11 protein-coding genes and 1 rRNA gene are annotated in these 18602 nt (G+C 37.4%); 2 read left to right on the top strand and 10 right to left on the bottom strand.

The genetic code is table 11. The features are described 5' to 3' along the window. The first annotated feature begins 28 nt into the window (after positions 1 to 28). Positions 29 to 331 (top strand): helix-turn-helix domain-containing protein, encoded by a 303-nt coding sequence (locus H164_RS0113405; protein WP_026356382.1) that lies wholly within the window; start codon positions 29 to 31, stop codon positions 329 to 331. Between the two features lie 11 nt (positions 332 to 342). After that, on the top strand, positions 343 to 651 hold the full coding sequence (locus H164_RS0113400) for a helix-turn-helix domain-containing protein (protein WP_026356381.1): 309 nt from the start codon (positions 343 to 345) through the stop codon (positions 649 to 651). Positions 652 to 689: 38 nt separating this feature from the next. On the opposite strand, the gene H164_RS0113395 is transcribed toward H164_RS0113400, so the two are convergent. From H164_RS0113395 to rrf, 10 genes are all read right to left on the bottom strand, one after another. Next, positions 690 to 3314: a P-loop NTPase fold protein gene (locus tag H164_RS0113395; RefSeq protein WP_248616206.1), complete on the bottom strand. Its 2625-nt coding sequence runs from the start codon at positions 3312 to 3314 to the stop codon at positions 690 to 692. 191 nt (positions 3315 to 3505) lie between these two features. Then, positions 3506 to 5314, bottom strand: a complete 1809-nt coding sequence (locus H164_RS0113390) for an AAA family ATPase (protein ID WP_019969096.1) — start codon at positions 5312 to 5314, stop codon at positions 3506 to 3508. A gap of 1 nt (position 5315) precedes the next feature. Then, positions 5316 to 8834, bottom strand: coding sequence for an Eco57I restriction-modification methylase domain-containing protein (locus H164_RS0113385; protein WP_019969095.1), 3519 nt, complete (start codon positions 8832 to 8834; stop codon positions 5316 to 5318). Positions 8835 to 8845: 11 nt separating this feature from the next. Next, positions 8846 to 10240, bottom strand: coding sequence for an RNA-binding domain-containing protein (locus H164_RS0113380; protein ID WP_019969094.1), 1395 nt, complete (start codon positions 10238 to 10240; stop codon positions 8846 to 8848). Positions 10241 to 10246: 6 nt separating this feature from the next. Further along, positions 10247 to 13519 carry a helicase-related protein gene (locus H164_RS0113375; protein WP_019969093.1) on the bottom strand — a complete coding sequence of 1091 codons (3273 nt, stop codon included), beginning with the start codon at positions 13517 to 13519 and terminating at the stop codon, positions 10247 to 10249. 4 nt (positions 13520 to 13523) lie between these two features. Continuing rightward, complete coding sequence (locus H164_RS0113370) at positions 13524 to 13745, bottom strand: helix-turn-helix transcriptional regulator (protein WP_019969092.1); 222 nt, start codon at positions 13743 to 13745, stop codon at positions 13524 to 13526. Positions 13746 to 14003: 258 nt separating this feature from the next. Beyond that, positions 14004 to 14420, bottom strand: a complete 417-nt coding sequence (locus H164_RS0113365; protein WP_019969091.1) for a hypothetical protein — start codon at positions 14418 to 14420, stop codon at positions 14004 to 14006. Then, on the bottom strand, positions 14417 to 15736 hold the full coding sequence (locus tag H164_RS0113360; protein WP_019969090.1) for a site-specific integrase: 1320 nt from the start codon (positions 15734 to 15736) through the stop codon (positions 14417 to 14419). Before H164_RS0113360 ends, H164_RS0113365 begins: the two co-directional genes overlap by 4 nt. 28 nt (positions 15737 to 15764) lie before the next feature. Next, on the bottom strand, positions 15765 to 16994 hold the full coding sequence (locus tag H164_RS0113355) for a site-specific integrase (protein ID WP_019969089.1): 1230 nt from the start codon (positions 16992 to 16994) through the stop codon (positions 15765 to 15767). Positions 16995 to 18359: 1365 nt separating this feature from the next. Then, positions 18360 to 18472: ribosomal RNA gene (gene rrf, locus H164_RS0113335) — 5S ribosomal RNA — on the bottom strand. Positions 18473 to 18602 lie beyond the last annotated feature (130 nt).

The following is an 18602-nucleotide window of genomic DNA, read 5'->3' as shown; positions in this document are numbered from 1 at the left end:
GAATTACAAACAAAATAACAATAAAACTATGGGATATTTTATCATTACGGATTCAAACTGGGCAAAGCTGAGGAACGAGATACTCAGCCTTGCCGAGACATGCCACAAGGCATTCGGGGAACAAAGCAGGCATACCGATTGGCTGCACAATGGGGATGTGTGCAGGCTGCTCAACATCAGCAAGCGTACCTTACAGCACTATCGTGATACGGGTGTCTTGCCCTTTGCCCAAATCGGGCATAAGTGCTATTACAAGCGTGAGGACGTGGAGAGGTTGCTCCAAACCAAAATAAAGAAATCGAAAGCGGAGAAAAATAAATTCAACAAATAAACATGAAGAATATGGAACAGGTAAGAGATTTGAACATGGAGGTGGACGATATGCAGGTGGTGCTGTCCGCTATCAACGGAGTAAGCAAGAGAATTAAGGAAGTTGCTCAGACACACAAGCCACTGTTTGGCGGTGAGCATTTCCTCACAGGCAAGGAAGTGTGTGAGCGGCTGTATATCAGCCCTCGCACCTTGCAGGACTATCGGGACAGGAGAGTTATTCCCTATACGCAGTTTGCAGGGAAGATACTTTATAAGGAGTCGGATTTGGAAAGACTGCTGGAAGAACATTATAGAAACAATATAGTATTACTATTGTAGATAGAAATAGAGGGTATAAAATGCTTTCTGCATCTATCTTATTTATACATATCATTATTCTTCCAATAGCTTTCAACAAAATCAAGATATGGATGCATAGATTTATTCAGTGACTTTAAGTCTTTATTTAATATTTCCATTAGATCCGTTAAAACAGGGGTTTCTTTATAATTACTATTAGTAATGATTTGTTTCCAAATTTCATGATTTTGCCAATGTGGGAAATTAAGTTGTTGTCTTAATAACTCATTCCAATCACACATATTATTTTCATAGGATGCAACTCTTGCTATCCAGTCCATAAAATATGGGGATTCCTTAATATAATCTTTAAAGCTGTCTATCCAATAATAAGTGTCTAATACAGCCACATGGCTGATAGTATAAAGATTATTTCTGGAAAAAGTATGTTCTTTATCATACTTTTTCAATTCTACAATGTAATTATCAACAATCTGCCTTGACCACCTTTCTATATTGTCATCACCGAGTAAAGAATACTCTTTATTGATACTGATTTTTTTAAGAACCAGCGAGATGAAATTTACTTCATATTTACGAGTTTTAATATATTTATCAAAGTCATTTCTGTCTTTTTCATATCTTTTTCCTGTTTCTTCCTGACTTACAATAGCTGAAGGGTAAGATTTAAGTTCATTAAAATATATATGCGCCAAAAGCCTGTGAATATCATAGACTTCTATAAAAGATTCTATCATTAGAGCTCTTCGCGGAGGTTTATCAGCACTGACAACTTCTGGTTTTAATTCGCATAGCAAGGCAACAAAGGTGGAAAGTTTTTTAAGGATTTCAATTTTAGAATCATCAAATGTATGATACCATTTACTTGTATTATGTATAAAAGAATTTTCTTGATTATGCTGTATAATGTCTTTAATCTCTATTTTATGTAATTCTTCATATTCGGGAGAGAATACAGCACGAACTTTGGCTCCTGATATTTGAGTTTGTTTCTTTGTAAAAGCAAAGTATCTGAAATAAGAATCCACATAACGCATTGAATAACCGTTGATATCTTTTCTTTGCTGATCAAACAAAAAATATACCACATACCGATATACTATTTGTTTCTGGGCTGATATTTCTGCAATAACATCGTCTATATTTGATACGATAACATGATGTCCTTCTCTCTTTGTCTTTTCATTTATATGCGCAAATATGGGATGCTCAAATACAGATTTGTATGATGACGCTATATTTAACGCTTTTGTTGAGTTTTCGTATGACAAAAGCGAACTATCATCGTCCCTAAGTATTTTATATAACCCTATCTCTAAATATTGTATAAGTGATATGGCAAATAGATCTGCAACATTAATTTCATCCATTATCTTATTCCTTTCTACACAATCCATTGCAAATGTAAAGACATTGAGGAATCTCACAATATCTCTTGGAGTCTCAAATGCATCTATTATATTATCAATTTCAAAAATACTCTTTATTATAAGGTCTTTAGTTCCTGCACAACTGTATTCTCGCAAAACGCTATCTAATTTTTCTTGGAATAACTGTTTTGATACAGCATCGTTTGCAGGAAAAAGGCATTCAAAATTGATAAACTTTTTCAAATATACCTCTGGGGCTTTTATACCCAAACGTTTCAATGACAGGCACAGATTCTTTTTATCAGCAGCAACTATATAGAAAAGGTTAGGAAAGTCTGCCGTATCTCTTATAAGATTTAGCACCACCTTGACCTCATCATCATGTAATCTATCTACATCGTCAATGGAGATAAGGATAGGTCTGTTTATTTGTTTGAGAAACTCCATTATTCGGTCATGTTCTTCAGATAAGGACTTTTTCCTATACAATGATTTTAGCATGAAAGAATAATATGTGTTTGGAGCTTTTTCTACAAGTAAGGATAAATAAGAAGAAAATAGTTCTTTGGGCAAAACAAAATGTTTTGACAGCTCCTGATGCAAAGTAGAGAAAAATTCTGTAATAATCGTTTCTGCCTTTTCGCAAAGCCATGGTCTGAATTCTACATAAATAATTTTATTCTTGTATTCTTCCTCCTTGATGGCTTTTTTTATTTGGAACAAGAAAGATGTCTTTCCTATTCCAAAAGATTCACTAAGCAATATTGTAAAAGCATTAGGATTTTCTACAGCATATCTGTTATCGAATGTTGAAAGGATTTTATCCAACAGCGTTTTAAGATTTTTTTTCCTATCATAACTATCAATTGTGGTGGGAGCCTCTATGAAAAAAGAATGTGCCCCTTTATGAAGACTTGTAAGGACTTGAAAATCCCTTCTATATAAGCAATATAATCCTAATTCTGTAAAAAGCAATCCAATAAATGAATATGAGACGTAACTAATTCCGCAATAGGAATAAAAGTAAAAGTCTCCTAATCGCTTAAAAAGCAGGTAAATTGCAAACAAGAAAAATTCCCATAAATGTCTTTGGGAGAATTTCTTAGTTTCACTTTTCAGAGAATTAAATTTAATAGTTTCAATGAATGTAGGGCATAAGAAAAAGACAAGGGCAACAAGGGTGCTGTTATCGGCAACTGTTTCGGTAATTTTTACAATGCTATCAGATATTAGCGTATTAATAGTTCTCCAAAACAAAATCAGCATTGCAAGAATACACGTCATAAGTTTGTATTCAGATAATACTGCCATTTTTATATTTTTCTTTATCTCTTGGAACATTTATTATCCTCCTTATTAGAAAGTTGCCTCTCCCATTGTTTATTTTCCTCTATCATTCAGCTACTAAGTCATCCCATCTCCAAAATTGGCAGAAAGGATAATCCTATCTGTTGTCTGGAGATGTTGTGAGAAGTCTTCTATCTTCATATCTCGATTCTTATTTAAAGTAAGTCCCCTATAGGTCTTCCATCATCTATTCTAACAATAGAGACTAAAAAATCTTTATCCTTTTTTTTATCTGATTTCTCATAATTCTTATCATAGAACTTCTTAAGAGTCGTATTATCTGTTTTAATTTCAGAAGAACTTGTCCCATTCTTATCAACAGTAAAGTTTATCATACCTTTTGAAACATAAGAAGGTTTCCCAGCTATTTGTATTAAATACACATCTTCACATAAAGTTATGTTAAACTTAAATGTTACTGGCTCTACTGTACTTAACTCTATTTTGACTTTTTGACCTTTTGAAAGAAGCCGACGAATTGATATTTGTGACAGAGAAAGTAAAGTATTATAGCATTGCTTAATCTCGTATTCGTATTTCCCAATATCATAGCTATCATGGCTGGCAGGATTCAATATAAATTTACGATGATTATCAAGTTCATCGAATAAAGTTGTATCAGATATTCCACTTTCCTCTGCAAATTTCTTACTATTATTTATCAATCCATTTAAATCTAAAAGACAGTATTCCTTTGTGTATTGCCACTTTAAAGGAAGGAAACGTTTACAGAAAGATTCTGCCTCCTTCCTCAAGAAGTTGCCCGCAATTTCGTATTTATGTTGCTTAATATAATGGTCAGCTTCTTCTATATACGTTCTGCTTATTCTTATGTATGGTTCTTTGGAATCTTGCATATAAAGTTCCCCGTATGACCATCTGGAAGATGATTTTTTACTTTTATGTTTCAAATATTCAAAAAACAATTTATCATGTGTAAAAAGATATATTTTATATTTATCAGCCATATCGTCCAATAAATAACGAATCACTTTCATACGGTTACTCATATCAAGACTGATAAGCATATCATCAAGAGCAAGAAATTGTCCCTCTTGTGGCTTTCCACTTTGTAAGCAGGCAAAGCGAATAGCTAATGCTATTGCTGTCAAACGTGCTTCATTGAAAAATGATTGAGGCTTCAGAATAGCTTTATCACCAACTACTATGTGAAGCCCTATTTTTGGATAACGCCAAACATAAGTACTTTTTGCTTTTTGCTGTCTATATGAAAGTTGGAATTCTTCATGATGTGGGTTTTCTATTTCGTCATCATCTCTCGCATATTTGACTTGTATCAGTGCATCTACCTCATCTTCATCCTTAAAATATTTATTATATATATCAGAAGCATTACGGTTAATCTCATTTATAAACTTAGATAAATTATCATTAAAACCGTCTATATCTCTTCTCACTCTATATGGATAGGGATTTTCCACAAGATTATAATAGGCATCAGCAAGAGTCATATCTGTACCTGTCGGAACATAGAAAGGCAGAATATCTTTAATAAAGACATTCCACAAATTTATTGTTTCTGAATTTCTTGCAGAACGGAATCGAGAAATATAAGAATAGTTGATGAATGCGCTTGTTTTGTTTAGTAATCGCAGTTCTGAATCATCAGCTGTATCAGGGGTAGATGAAAGCCCATCACGGCTAAGTTCCCACTGGTGTTCGTTATCAAGTGTTATCTTAATATGTGGTTTAAATCCGTTATTTTTAACATCATCCAACTTATAGATGTTAATGAGATTTTCCTCGCTATCTTCGTGCCTAAAATATTTTGCCCCATGGTCTGATTTATAGACACTTTGCAACAAAGCGTGGAGTGCATAATAAATAGAAGATTTGCCACTTCCGTTTTCACCATACATCAGTAGATTCTTATCTAGCTCGAGGCTAAATTTATTAGGAAAAGCCTTAAAACCTTCAATCTCAATTTCTTTGATACCTGCCATATCAGTTCATTATTATAGGTTTAAAAATATCTGAACTATAATGTTCCAAATTGTCCAGCTTCTGGATAACACCTGTTTCCTCTATGGATTTATACAATTCAGATACAGAGGCTAAATTATCGTTGTCTATATTGCAATTTTCAACAATGTTTCTTATTGTGTCAAACACATGAATACCTATGCGATGTAGTTCTTCTCCCAAGTATATTTCATAAACACATCCATCAATGAGCAGTTCAAACATCTTGGCTAAATACTCATTTGACACGAACTTGTTAATACGCACATCTTGAACATTATTGATTAGGATAATGCAATCCACTAACTTGGCAATTAGACTTTGCATTTCTCTTGATGGCACAGCTATAGGAATTTGCAACAACGGTTCTTTATCCAATTGGAAGTTGGAACCTTGCATCTTACCTTTGTTTCTTAGCCAAAATTCTATCAGCTTAGAGTTTAGAAGACCTGTTAGGTATTTCATATCAACCCTATCTGTTTGGATAATATTAAATGTTTGAGAAACATAACATGGAAAATTACAAAATGCGAATTTAGGTCTACCAACAGACTTTCTTAGTGCAATAATTTTTTCTTTTACAAAGAAGCGTTCCTCGCGAGCTCTATGTAGACCATAAGGCTTGTTGTCTGAGGTGATAATATATTGGAATTGATCCAAATGGTTCTTGATATGAGGCATATCATCCAAACTATATATACTTTTATATGTTGAATTTGTGTATATGGTCCATAAAGCATTATGAGTATTTACCCGATACCGATCTATTTGTGCTGTTGTATAATATGGTTTAATTAAAGATAATTCTATATCATTCAAATTAAGTTCTTCTTTTTCTATATCAGATAAGACAAAAACACCTTGTCCAACTTTATATTGACAACCCATTTTTCTTTGACTTTTTGCATTCAATACATCTTGTGGGAAAACTATTCCTTGGGCTATCTCTTTATTTTGCAAATAAATTTTGTCGTTGATACTATTAAATAGAGCAAATATATTATGATTCGCCGAAAAAGTTAGAGTGCTATTTATATAACTTCCCCTTCTTACCACAGGCTGAAAACACACAGAGTTAGTAGAAGTGCCATCTAATAAAGCGATAGCGTCTTTTTCTGTTGCATTGCTTGTTATGAGCCGTCTATAATCAAAGGAATAATCATCTGTAACCTTATCTTTATTAAACAGCATAATCATTGTTTGAATGCTTGCACTTTCAAACATCATTACAGCTCCGAAATCAATAAGTTTGCAAATGCGAGTTTCTTTTATTACTTTGTTCCGTAATGTGCTTGCACCAAAGCTTGTTGTCCAGTTATTGGTGGCAATAAAACATAACGAGCCATTATTTTTCAGCAAGTCTATACAATTGCATGCAAAAAGATACCATATATCCATTTTGCCTTTGTAATAAGGAGATTTCTTGTAAGGTTCAAAAAAAGTCTTGGACATTCTCCCCTCTTTTATGTAGGGTGGATTTGCAATGATTATATCAAATCCAGTAAAGTGCCCTTGGTCATCAAGCAACTGTGGATATTCAAATCTCCATTCAAAAGAGTTTTGATAGTATTTATTATTCAACACCTCTTCTTCCATCTTTTTCATTCTGGCAAGACTGCTTTTGGCTTTCTTGTAACCATCTGGATCAAGTATTGCCTTGCGTTCTCCAAACATGGGAGTTTCTTCATATTCAGAAACTAACCGTTCTGCTGCCTGTCGCTTCTTAATGTCACCACGAGCAAGTGTTGTCTTGAAGCAATCTTTTATTTCCGCTATCTTAGAACGCAGAGTTGTTTTGTTCAGATGCTCTTCTGTATAAGATGTTACCAAACTTTTGTAAGTATCAAGTGTAAAGTTTTCCCATTGCTGTCCCTCCTTAGACGCTTTTTCTTTCCCTTTTCGATTATATTCTACAAAGACACCTTCTATGGGCATATCAAGAGGATAGCGACATAGTTGTGAATTTCCACACATTATCTTATAGTCAAGGTTGGGCAATGGTTGTGGCATCGTTTCATCGACCACCAAAGCCAGCCAAAAGCGGAGGCGTGCTATATCAACAGCTCCCTGTTCTATGTCTACTCCAAAGATGTTATTCTGTATGATATCACGCTTGACCTTTGCATGAGAGAAATCTTCGGTGGACTTGAGAAAACCGTAGAGTTGCATACGAGCATGATAGAGTACATTGAGTATCCCCATAGGAAAAGCACCCGAACCAATAGCAGGGTCGCATACCTTGACAGCTTTAAGTAGATTGTATATTACGTTGGCAGTATTCTTATTTTGAAGTTCCGTATTAACAACTCCATTCTTTATTAGGGCTTCAAGAGCTGGATATAACTGTTCATCGACATGAGACTTCAGATACTGCACAATGGTCTCACGACACATATACTGTACAATCTCCTTTGGTGTATAGAAAGCTCCTTTGTCTTTGTTGTCTTCCAACAGATTCTCGAAAATATGCCCCAACATCTCTGGGTCAATGCCTACTTCTGCATCATCAGGATCGTTTTCGTCAATGGTGAAATTGTATTCTGAAAAGAATTCCATCAGTTCTTGAAAATAGGAGTAAGGAAAATCTATATCCCTATTATCCAAAGCATCCTTGTCAAAAAGACCGCCATTCAGGTAAGGTATCTTGATGTTGTCGCCAAGACGTGCGTCGGCGATGTCGTTGGGTCTGGCTTCGTTTAGCGTATTGAAGAAAAGTGGTTCCAGTACATCGCTCAATAATCTGTCGTTGTCCTTATAATGCTCGACAAGTTTTTGCATATATGCTTTGTCACCACCTTCCCATGCTTTGCTACCTGCAGGTACGCTCATCCAGCCTTTTTTCTGCAAGAATTGCAGAAAGACAAGACGACCAAGTAGTTTTTTCACATAGTCGCGATTGTCCTTCGCATTTCCTGTAAGGAAATCACAGAATTTTTTATAACGGTCTTTATAACCTTTGAAGAAGTCCTTGTTGAGTCGTTCTACGGAGAAGGCATCTGTAACATCTGATAACAATACATTCTCTTTCTTTACCAACTCATATAAACGTATAGCAGCAGTAGTACATGGTTCGTTGCCACCTAGTAGAAATGTATAGCGTTTAGAGGCTGTTTCCTTTGTTTGAAACTCTCCTGCTTCATTGAGCACAGTAGTTTTTGAAATAAAGGTGAGACGATAATCGATCTGTTTCTTCGAATAATAGAAAACCAATACACCGTGGTTTATGTCTTGGTCAATATATTTTGCAGCTATATCACGTAGCCCTTTCCTGTTGCGTGCTATGTTTTTGTTATCGGCAACCTCTATCACAAAAAGAGCCAAAGAGTGATTGTCATCAAGATGTATAGTTCCTATTTGTCCGCCACTTATTGCAGATTCGTCTTCTATAGAATTAGGGACAGAAAGATAATCAATCTTATGAAACATTCTGCTCAAAATATTCTTCCACATTTCAAGATTGAATTCCTTTTTCAATTTATTTTTCAGTTCAGCCTTATCCATATGTATATTATTTATTTTTGTTCGTTTTGTTGAATAATAGTATTAAGCAATAGTAACCCTTTCTCTGTAAGTTTATACTTTTGTTGAGGATGATTGGGCTTGTCAGGATACTGCATCTCTATCCAGCCTCGCTGCATAGCTGGGAGAATAAATTTCTTTTTGAAATACCAATGAGACTTATACACTTGCTTATACACTTGCTTATACACTTGCTGTATCTCATCAACAGACAGCATCTGCTTATTTACACTGATTATCAAAGACTTAAGTTGCAAGCTAACTTGTACACTCTCTTCCACATCATTAGTGGTATACTGTCGTTGATACTTCTTAGAGATTGGGAAAGTAATACGTATAAAGTTGTCTGTAAAGACAAAGCACTCTGCACCATAGGCTCTGAGTATGCGAGGAACTCCAGACCCCAAAGACTCTACTAACTCCAGGTCTCTATAGACACGCATTAATTCTTTATTGCGTGGAATGGAAATACCATTAAAGAATTCTTCACGACTCAATGACTCTGGCAACCGTCCCGCAGACGTAATCTCAATGCGATCTGGGAAGATTTCAAACTTGGGTGGCACCTCAAATGAATAGTCATTATGTACAATGGCATTGACAACTGCTTCACGCAAAGCTATCTTATCCCATAAAGGATACTCTGTGCGTTCTGCAGGTGTGATAGTTGCAAAGACTTTATTCTCTATATCTAATTTTGCCAAGATACTCTTTGTTGCCTTAATTAACGAACAGTATCCATATTCATTATTTTCTATTAGCTCACATCTATCAAGGCTTGAGTATTTAGCAAGTTTTATAGAGTTGTTATTCTCATCAGCTAACAAATAAGCAACATAGTTAAGCTTATCATTCTCTGTCAACAGTTCCAAGCTACGTTTGAAGTTATCGTTAAGTCGTTTGCCTCGCTCGTCATAATAAATACGAAGCTGTTCGAAAGATAAATCCTGTCTGTTAGAGATAATCTTTCCAATGGAGTTTCGTGTTCGCATCGCAAACAGTCTGTCAATTTGCTGTTGCTGCATAGGCTCAGCAGAAGTACCTATCCGAATGAATGTCCCTTTGGAAGTCATACCATACTTGGACTTGAAATAAGGTTTCTCAATGCCACTTGCAATCGTTATCTTTACAATGGGACAGCCGTTCCGTTCTTCTTCTGATATATCAAAAAGCCCCATAACTGAGGGTGAGATATTATTTTTGATACGATCCTTTAGCTGTAACATACAAGTATCAACATCATCTACTCCTACTGTATTTCCATCTTTATCTACACCTATATATATGTAGCCACCTTCCTTGTAGTTCAGAAAAGCTATCACTTCCTTCTCTATATCCAAATCAGGGGTAATCCATAGCTTGTATTCTATACGATTTGTCTCATTCATACTCCATCAAGAACAGAAGCTTTCAGAAATGATAACTTCAGGATTAAACAATTCTCTCGGTTGCTGCCCATCTACCGTAACATTAACAGGATCCGTGTTTTGCCCTGTTACCAAAGGATAAGATGACAGGATTTGTATCATCTGTTCAAGAAGAACAGAGCGTTTAACAGGGGTTTTCTTTGTTATAGTTTTCAGTTTGTTCACCTTTCGCTGCAACTGTTGGAACCGACCCGTCGTAATCGCCCTCTTCGCTTGTCGAATTAACTCTGCCTCCTTTGCATCAATATTTGGAATCGTAAGAAAGCTATCCAAATAGGCTATTGCTCTCTTCTCGTTAGGTCCTTGTGTTGGGTTTACTTTTAGCGTATTCCCCTTTTCTGCCTCAGCTCTCTCCGAAAAGAAATCAAGAGCTTTCCCTACTTGGGAATAATGAAGTTCATGTAGCGAAATAGCCTTTTCGTCAACATCAGCCTTAAACATCTTAACTGCCTCAAGAAAAGTAAGTTCTTCCAATCTTCCATCTTTATGGATAAGCGTGAAAGCATCTCGTTTTTCGTTACGAATAAACACCAATGTTGAGTGGTCTGCATTGGTAGCAATTCTACCAACCCGAGCACGCAAAGGCATTTTCTCTATGGCTCTCAACAAATCGGGATGCTCCTCCTTTTGCTTTCTTAACCACATCAGATAGCCTAACTTCTCGTCGCGTTCTTCTTCAAGATTCTTATCAAACAAGCCAAAACTCTCTGGATTTTCCTCTTCTGAATATATTTGACTATCCTCTCCTAAAGCAGCATGAAAAGCAAATAGCTTCATCTTGGCTTTGTTTTCAAGTTCTATATCATTATTTACTTCTTTCGTAGGGAAGAAATTGTAGATATAAACATCCTTTGCAGTACTCCCTATACGGTTCACTCGTCCAATACGTTGCATTAGACGTGTAGAGTTCCATGGGGTGTCATAATTAACAACCACATTGGCTCGATGTAAGTTGACACCTTCAGCCAGGACTTCTGTTGTCAGCACAATGTTGTAATCATCTTTCTTATGTTCTTTATAATTTGCATCGAAGTTTGCACTTACTAAAGGCATCTTTTCTGTACGGTTGCAGCTTTCAACCGATAAGACCTTGTCATATCCTTGTTTTTCTAACTCTTTCAATAGATAGTCTGTTGTTTCTTTACTTTCTGAGAAAACTACTAATTTCCCCTCACGATTAATGGACTTGTCAAACAATTGATTTTTTAGTTTGTCAAGAAATACATCCAGTTTGGGGTCATAGTTTATCTTATCCCATTCAGTTACCAAATCTTCCAATACAGCATTATCGTGTTTCAACCCATCTAAATAAATAGGTTTGACAAAGTCTTCTGGTGTATAGACATCTATTGTGGAATCATTGTAAGGGGATTGTTCAATTAGTTTTATCAACTCCTCCTCTTTGCCTTCGCTTAGGAGTTCATTAACCTTTAGCTTAGGCGCAATATAAATCCTTCTATTTTCAAACATCTTGAGCATGACACAGTTTGACTGATAGTATCGTTTTAGTGATTGTTTGAAAGCATAAAAACTACTATCTAACCGCTTCACAAGTAAGGTTTTCATAATCTTTGCCAACTGAACGGAAATCATATCGGCCTTTTTGTATTTCTTTTTCTTTTCCTTATTAAGATATTTAATGGCTTGATATCTGAAATAAGTCAGACCCTCCTTCTCATCGCTCAACACCTTGATGGTCTTGTCATAAAGTTCGTTCAACTGCTTATCTAATTTATAATATAGTGGCTGTGGTTGATGAACCTTGGGGAATGCAACACCTTGTGTGTCTAAATCAATCTTGTATGCTTCATTCTCTAAAAGGTCTGTGCGGGTGCGACGTACCATCAATGGTTCTACAACTTTTACACGTATCTTCTCGTAAATGTCTCTAATTTTAATTGCTATGATTCTGCTGTCTTTTTCTCCTTTTACCTTCTTATAAGCGTCTATCTGCTCTCTGAAGAAACGTTGTAGGTTTCCTTCCTCGAGTGTACTATCTTTCGAGTCCTGAAACAGATATACAAGATTGGCTATATCTTCTGGCTTATTGTTCAACGGTGTTGCTGAGACGAGAATTACCTTCTTACTATATAAGGTTCCATCCGCATGATGATGGCAGCAAGGAGTCTTGCATAACTTCTGCAGTTCGTTATACATAGAAGCAGTGTCTGTACGGAACTTATGGGCCTCATCAACTATGATTAAGTCGTAGAGAGACGCATCTTTTATTTTGCTTATACTTCCATTTGTAACAATCCTGTAATTATCTACCTTGAATTTAGACAGGGTTTCCTCCCAACTCTCTTGTAAAGCAGGTGGGACGATGACCAATACATGAGAATGGTATGCTGGGAAATCATTGGCATAGAAAAATTTCTTAGCAATTAAAGCCGCAACAACAGTTTTTCCTAATCCGACGACATCAGACAGGAAAAAACCATTATGTTTCATCATCTTGGAAAATCCATCATTTACAGCATCAACTTGATAAGATAGTCTCTTAAAACCTTTTGGTAACTCAGATAAGGAATTAGGATCGAAATCTATACGTTTCCCAAAATATTCCAATAAAAACTTCAAATATACTTCATAAGGTGTGAAGTTAGGATTCAAGTATGACTCATTTTTTATCGTTTCTATATGCGTCAAGTCTATCTCTACAGACTCTTTCCACAAACGTTCGAATGTTTCGGTAGCAAATTGGATATCATCATCATAACGCAACTCAACATTAAACTCAAAATTCTTTTCAAGTCCTGCATCAGTCAAATTACTTGAGCCTGTAATGACCGAGCCATATCCGTGCGGATGATATATCTCTTCCCTAAATATATAAAGTTTAGCATGGATATTTTGTTTAGGATGAATGCGCATTTCTATTTTTCCTGACATGATATCTTTTATAAATAGGCACATCCCTTCCTCTACATCCTTATCATACCGAGCTTCTTGAATATTCTTTTTCAATTCATGAAAGAATTCTTCTTGTGCTTGCCCTTCATCTGGATTAAACAGGAGTCCTTGCTGGTTAGCTTGAGCCGTAAGCTTATCAACATTAATGCCTACAAGAAACCTTATCTTCGGTGTTTGCTCTATAAACTTCCTAATCTTAAAGTAACCAGAAGCACGGAAATAGCCAACAAGTACATCAAAGAAATGTACTTTCTTATATTTGAAAACACCTTCTATTTTCTCTAAAAGTGTATTTTGGTTCTCATTCGTAAAGAAATTAGTTCCCATTGGCTTAATCTTTTGTTGATTTAATCAATAATCTTACATCCACATCCAGAATCTGTGCGATTTGTCCCAATATGGCAATTGTTGGCTGTGTTTTGTTTTGACACCAACGAGAAACAGTATGCTCCGTCTTACCCAATTGCTCTGCAAGCCATCTGTTCGTTCTTCCCTGTTCAACAAGGACAATTTTTAAGCGATTCCTAACGCTTGTTTGTTCATTGTTTGACATTTCATTACAATATATTGCTTACAAAGATAACAAACTATTTGAAAAAACACAAGTTTTATTCTTAAATTGTTTTACAATCAGTTTTTTGCTGCATTACTTTATATACAATACATTTTACAGGAGTAGAATGTAGCCAATTGGTAGTAATAGTTATTTCATCTCCTAACTACGGCGTAATCCATTTTCTTTCACCGCTTTAACTCTTATTGTAGTAATGTAGTAAGATATAATCGGTGAAAGAAAAAGGAAGTATTATCATCAATTATGCGTGTTGCCTATCAGGAATATCGGTGTTATCATGGATGCTGATTTCTGCAACTTCTGACAGACGTACTTTCTGAACAAATGCGCTTCCGTGCTGTCCAACAGAAAGGACAGGGCAATGATGATAGGAAGCGGATAGAGTGGCGCATAGCCTTTCAATTGTCCGCTGATGAAAACAGGCTCTTCACTTGCACCCCTCTCATCGGGATGCAAGGTGGAGGATTTCATAAGTGTTTGCAACCCATGATTAAGTTTTCTCCACGTTACTCCGAAGAACCTTGTAAGTTCTCCCTCTGTCATGGCTATGTCTCCGATTCCCTTGCGGACAATCTGCATATTGCAGCCCCAATCAAAATAACAGCGATGATTCTCCGTGCTAGTCATAGTTCTTAGTTTATAGTTCGTATTCATGCCGTTTCCTCCTTTCTGCCATTTGAATAGACAACAAGCGGGATTGTCTTTGTGTCCGTCGCTGCTTCCACATCTGCATTTACGGTAGTCTTGTCCTTCGCCTTGTACTTGGCTATAAGCCTGTCCATATCCTTTGAAATCTTGTTGTCCGTTACCTGCGCATAAACTTGAGTGCTTGATATGGAAGCGTGTCCCATCATCTTGGCTATGCTCTCAATAGGTATTCCTGCGCTTAGGCTCATCGTACCGAAGGTATGCCTTGCAACATGGTACGACAGTCTCTGTCTGATACCGCAAGCCTTACCCACGACGCTCAGGTTCTTGCCCATCACGCTACGGCTGCAATGAGGTTGAAAGACAAGGCTGTCGCCTTTTTCTTTCACCGTCTGCTGTTCTTCGTTTCTTGCCAGCTCTTTCCTATAATAGTTGATGATAGCTTCCGCTATGGGATGTAACGGCACGACAAACTCAACCTTTGTCTTCTGACGCTCTTTGCGTATATACATCTGTCCATCCGTTGCCGTTTGGATATGCTTGTATTTCAAATTCTCCATATCTGAGATAGCCAAGCCTGTGAAGCAGGAAAAGATGAACATCAGTCTTGCCAACTCTGCTTCCTTGTCATTCATACTCATTGCCATAAGTTTCATTACATCGCCCTTTTGCAAGAAGCGTATCTTCTTTTCCTCCTTCTCATACTTGGCGTACTCAAAGGGATTGCAACGGATAACCCTCCTACTAACCGCACGAAACATCAGCCTACTCAACCAACAGAGGTTATTGTTGATAGTCGATGCTTTCAGCCCACGCTTTTTCAGGAAGAAACGGTATTCCTCAATCAAGTCCTCCGTAATGGTGGAAATGGGTATGTCCTGCAATACTTTATCTTTGACAAACTCACGGAGATTTCTATCAGAATAGTAAAGGTTCAGATAAGTTCCCTCTGCCCTTGACTTTCCAACGCTTTCCTTGACGGCTTGCAGTTCCGCCTTGCTCATTGCAAGGAGCGTGGTGGGGTTAGTGGCAATGCCTTGCAAACTGTTCTTGATAAGTTCCACACTTACCACTCCTTCCCTCGTCAGTATGTCCCGATAGGTTTTTTCTATCAATTCCCTGAACTCATTGATTCTTTGGTTGGTCTTCTTATTGGTTGTCAAACCCTGTTTGGTGTTCCACTCGGAGGGATTGCACTCTTCGCCTGTGCGAATAGTTGTGTTCTTTCCATCGATGGTGATACGGCAGAGAATGGCGGTATTGCCATCTGTCTTAGTTTTCTGTCTGTTGATATAGAACAGTATCTTGAATGTACTTCTCATAATGATTTTAGTTTTAATATGTCTATTGCTAAATACTCATCTGCATATCCTCCATGAAAGAAAGGAAACGATTAAACTCCTCAAAGAGTTTCTGGGGTGTAACCTTTGCATAACGCTCGGTCATACTTACGTTGCTATGTCCGAGCATCTTGCTCACCGTTTCAATAGGTACTCCTTGCTCAAGCGTGATAAGCGTAGCAAAGGTGTGTCTTGCGGTATGCGTGGTAAAGGGAAACGAGATACCTGCACGAAGCCGTAGAGCTTTCAAACAGATCTGATAGTTCTTGTACTTGATATAGGGGAGTAATGTTTCCCTTCCATCGCTGTGGAGCTTCTCCATCAGCCTTATGGCTTCGGGTAGCAGTTTGATACGGCATAATACGCCTGTCTTGTGGCGGTTGAACTTTAACCATAAACTCCCCTCGTCATCACGGAAAAGATGCTTCTTGCCAAGTCCCATCAAATCACAATAAGCAGCACCTGTATAACAGGCAAAGAGGAAAATATCTCGTGCAGTTTCCATTTCCTCCTCCAAGTACTCAAAGTTGAGAGCCTTCAATTTGTCTAATGCTTCCTTGTCCAATGCTTTGGGCAGTCTCTTGTCGCCCTTGCTGATTTTGGCTTTGTCAAATAGAAGAACATCAGCCAATCCCTCACGGTAAGCCAACCTGCATACCGTCTTCAAATGCGTGGCTGCATTATAGAATGTGCTTTCTTGAAAACCGCACTCACCTAAGAAATACTGCCCAAACTCATAGATAAAGTTCTCTGTGAGCTGTGAGAAAGCCAAGTCTGTTACCTTGTATTTCCGTTGAATAAACTTCTGCAAATGAATTCGGGTAGAGTGATAGCCGTGTATGGCTCCTTCCTTGATATCTATACCAACATGACTTTCCTTCTCCTTAATGAGCATATCCAGCCTTTCAATGAGCATGCATCGTGTCTGTACGCTCCCTTGGAACAGCTCTTTCACATCGGCTGCATCAAATGGGCAACCTTTGGATAGCAGAGATTGATAAGCCGACTGAACAGACAACAGTAGATTTTCCAATTTACCGTTTATCTCCACCGCCTCACGACTCTTGCCGTCCATTCGACTCTCTCGTGGATTCCACAAGTCGGGGTTGCAGGAGAGTTTACAACTGAACTGTGCAATACTCCTTCCAAGTGTAATACGTCCCATGATGGGAGCCTTGCCCGACTTGTCAAGACCGCTCTTTTTGAGGTAGAGCAACACTTTCATTTTCTCTTGTTTCATACGCTTTAATTTTTATGGGCAAAGTTACCCGAATTAAAGCGTTCCTCGCTTATGCAGAAAACTGCCGACCGAAGCAACATCCACACGAGCGAAAATAATTCAGTTACCGAACATTACTCCATCGCTACCTATGACGAAATCAGGTAACACTTTGGTAACTGAACTTCTGCCTAAATCTGCATATTCCTACTCTTTACGAACTGTGTAGTATTATGCAAATGACTCCGTTTCCTGCTCATTATCAGTCAGTTTACACCAACTTCTACTTTTCTTCCTTTTCAAGGATTAGTTGCGCGGTAATCTCAGCCATATTACCACGCAATATGGCTGTAATTACTTCGCAATAAGGCTGAGATTGAATTGCAACAAGGCTGAAGGTGTCTTGCCTCGGCCTTGTCCGCCGGCACATTACGCCGGCTACAAACAAAAAAGCCCCAAGGGCATTACTGTCCTCAAGGCACACTTTGAAAAATAGGTTTAATCACAACAGGTGGAAATACACGAAAATAAAGACCGGATAGCATGCCGCAATAAGGAAATATAGCAAATTGCTTTTAATTTTACCGCGTGCATGCAATCTATCTTCCACGATATGAAGAACCGTAATCATTGAAACGATAAGTGTGGAAACGGCATACCTCGTAGTTATATTGCCATTAAAAACCTTTATGACGAAATCAGTAATCCAACCGATAAAGCCAATAATAATAAAAAAAGAAATTATTCTACATCGCATAAAATATTTTTTAATACAAATAAGCTATTAATTCTTATTTGTATTGTTAATTGTAATAGAACGTGTTTTATTATTTTCATTAGCAATCCAAAACTCATCTATCAAGATTTTAGAATTTCTAACAATCTTGTTGTACTTATCCATCTTAATAGTTGTATTTTCAGCAGTATCATTAAAATCAAAATTACACGAAAACAACATTAAAGACAAAACACCAAATAAAACAAATAACTTTTTAATAAAGATGAAACTTATACCTACAATAGGTCTTAATTATAAAACACAAATAGTTTCTTTGGATTCAAATATATAAAGAAAAATAATATGTATGCGAAAACCAATCCTATCTTTTTTATGTTTTAATATATATTATTAATTATAAAGAGGCCTAAGGAAGGAGGCCCGCTAAAATGAATCACTCATTTCGCCTCACAATATGGCTGAGATTAGCGCCTAATCTGGCTGGGGTTGCCTCGCAATATGGCTGGGATCGGACTGCAACAAGGCTGAAGGTGGATTGCCTCTGACCAGGCCTGATTTCACTTGGCCTTGTCCGCCGGCGCATCGTGCCGGCCACAAAACAAAAAAAGAGCCCAGAAGACATTGCTGTCCCCGGGGCTCCAAGTAAAAGAAGGCGGCTACCTACTCTCCCGCATTGCATTGCAGTACCATCGGCGCAGGCGGGCTTAACTTCTCTGTTCGGAATGGGAAGAGGTGGGACCCCGCCGCAATAACCACCTGATGTCTCTTTTGAAGTTGACGGGGGCACGGTTGAGGCGTTGACAAGCTGTTTGTCTTGCCCGTCGCTGTCATCACGGCAAGCGGACCGGTCACGGCTCTCTGCCTGACGGTTTGCCTGTCGGCTGTCGACC

It is taken from the genome of Segatella maculosa DSM 19339 = JCM 15638, assembly GCF_000382385.1.
Lineage (GTDB): Bacteria > Bacteroidota > Bacteroidia > Bacteroidales > Bacteroidaceae > Prevotella > Prevotella maculosa.
This window is presented reverse-complemented; position numbering and strand designations above follow the sequence as displayed.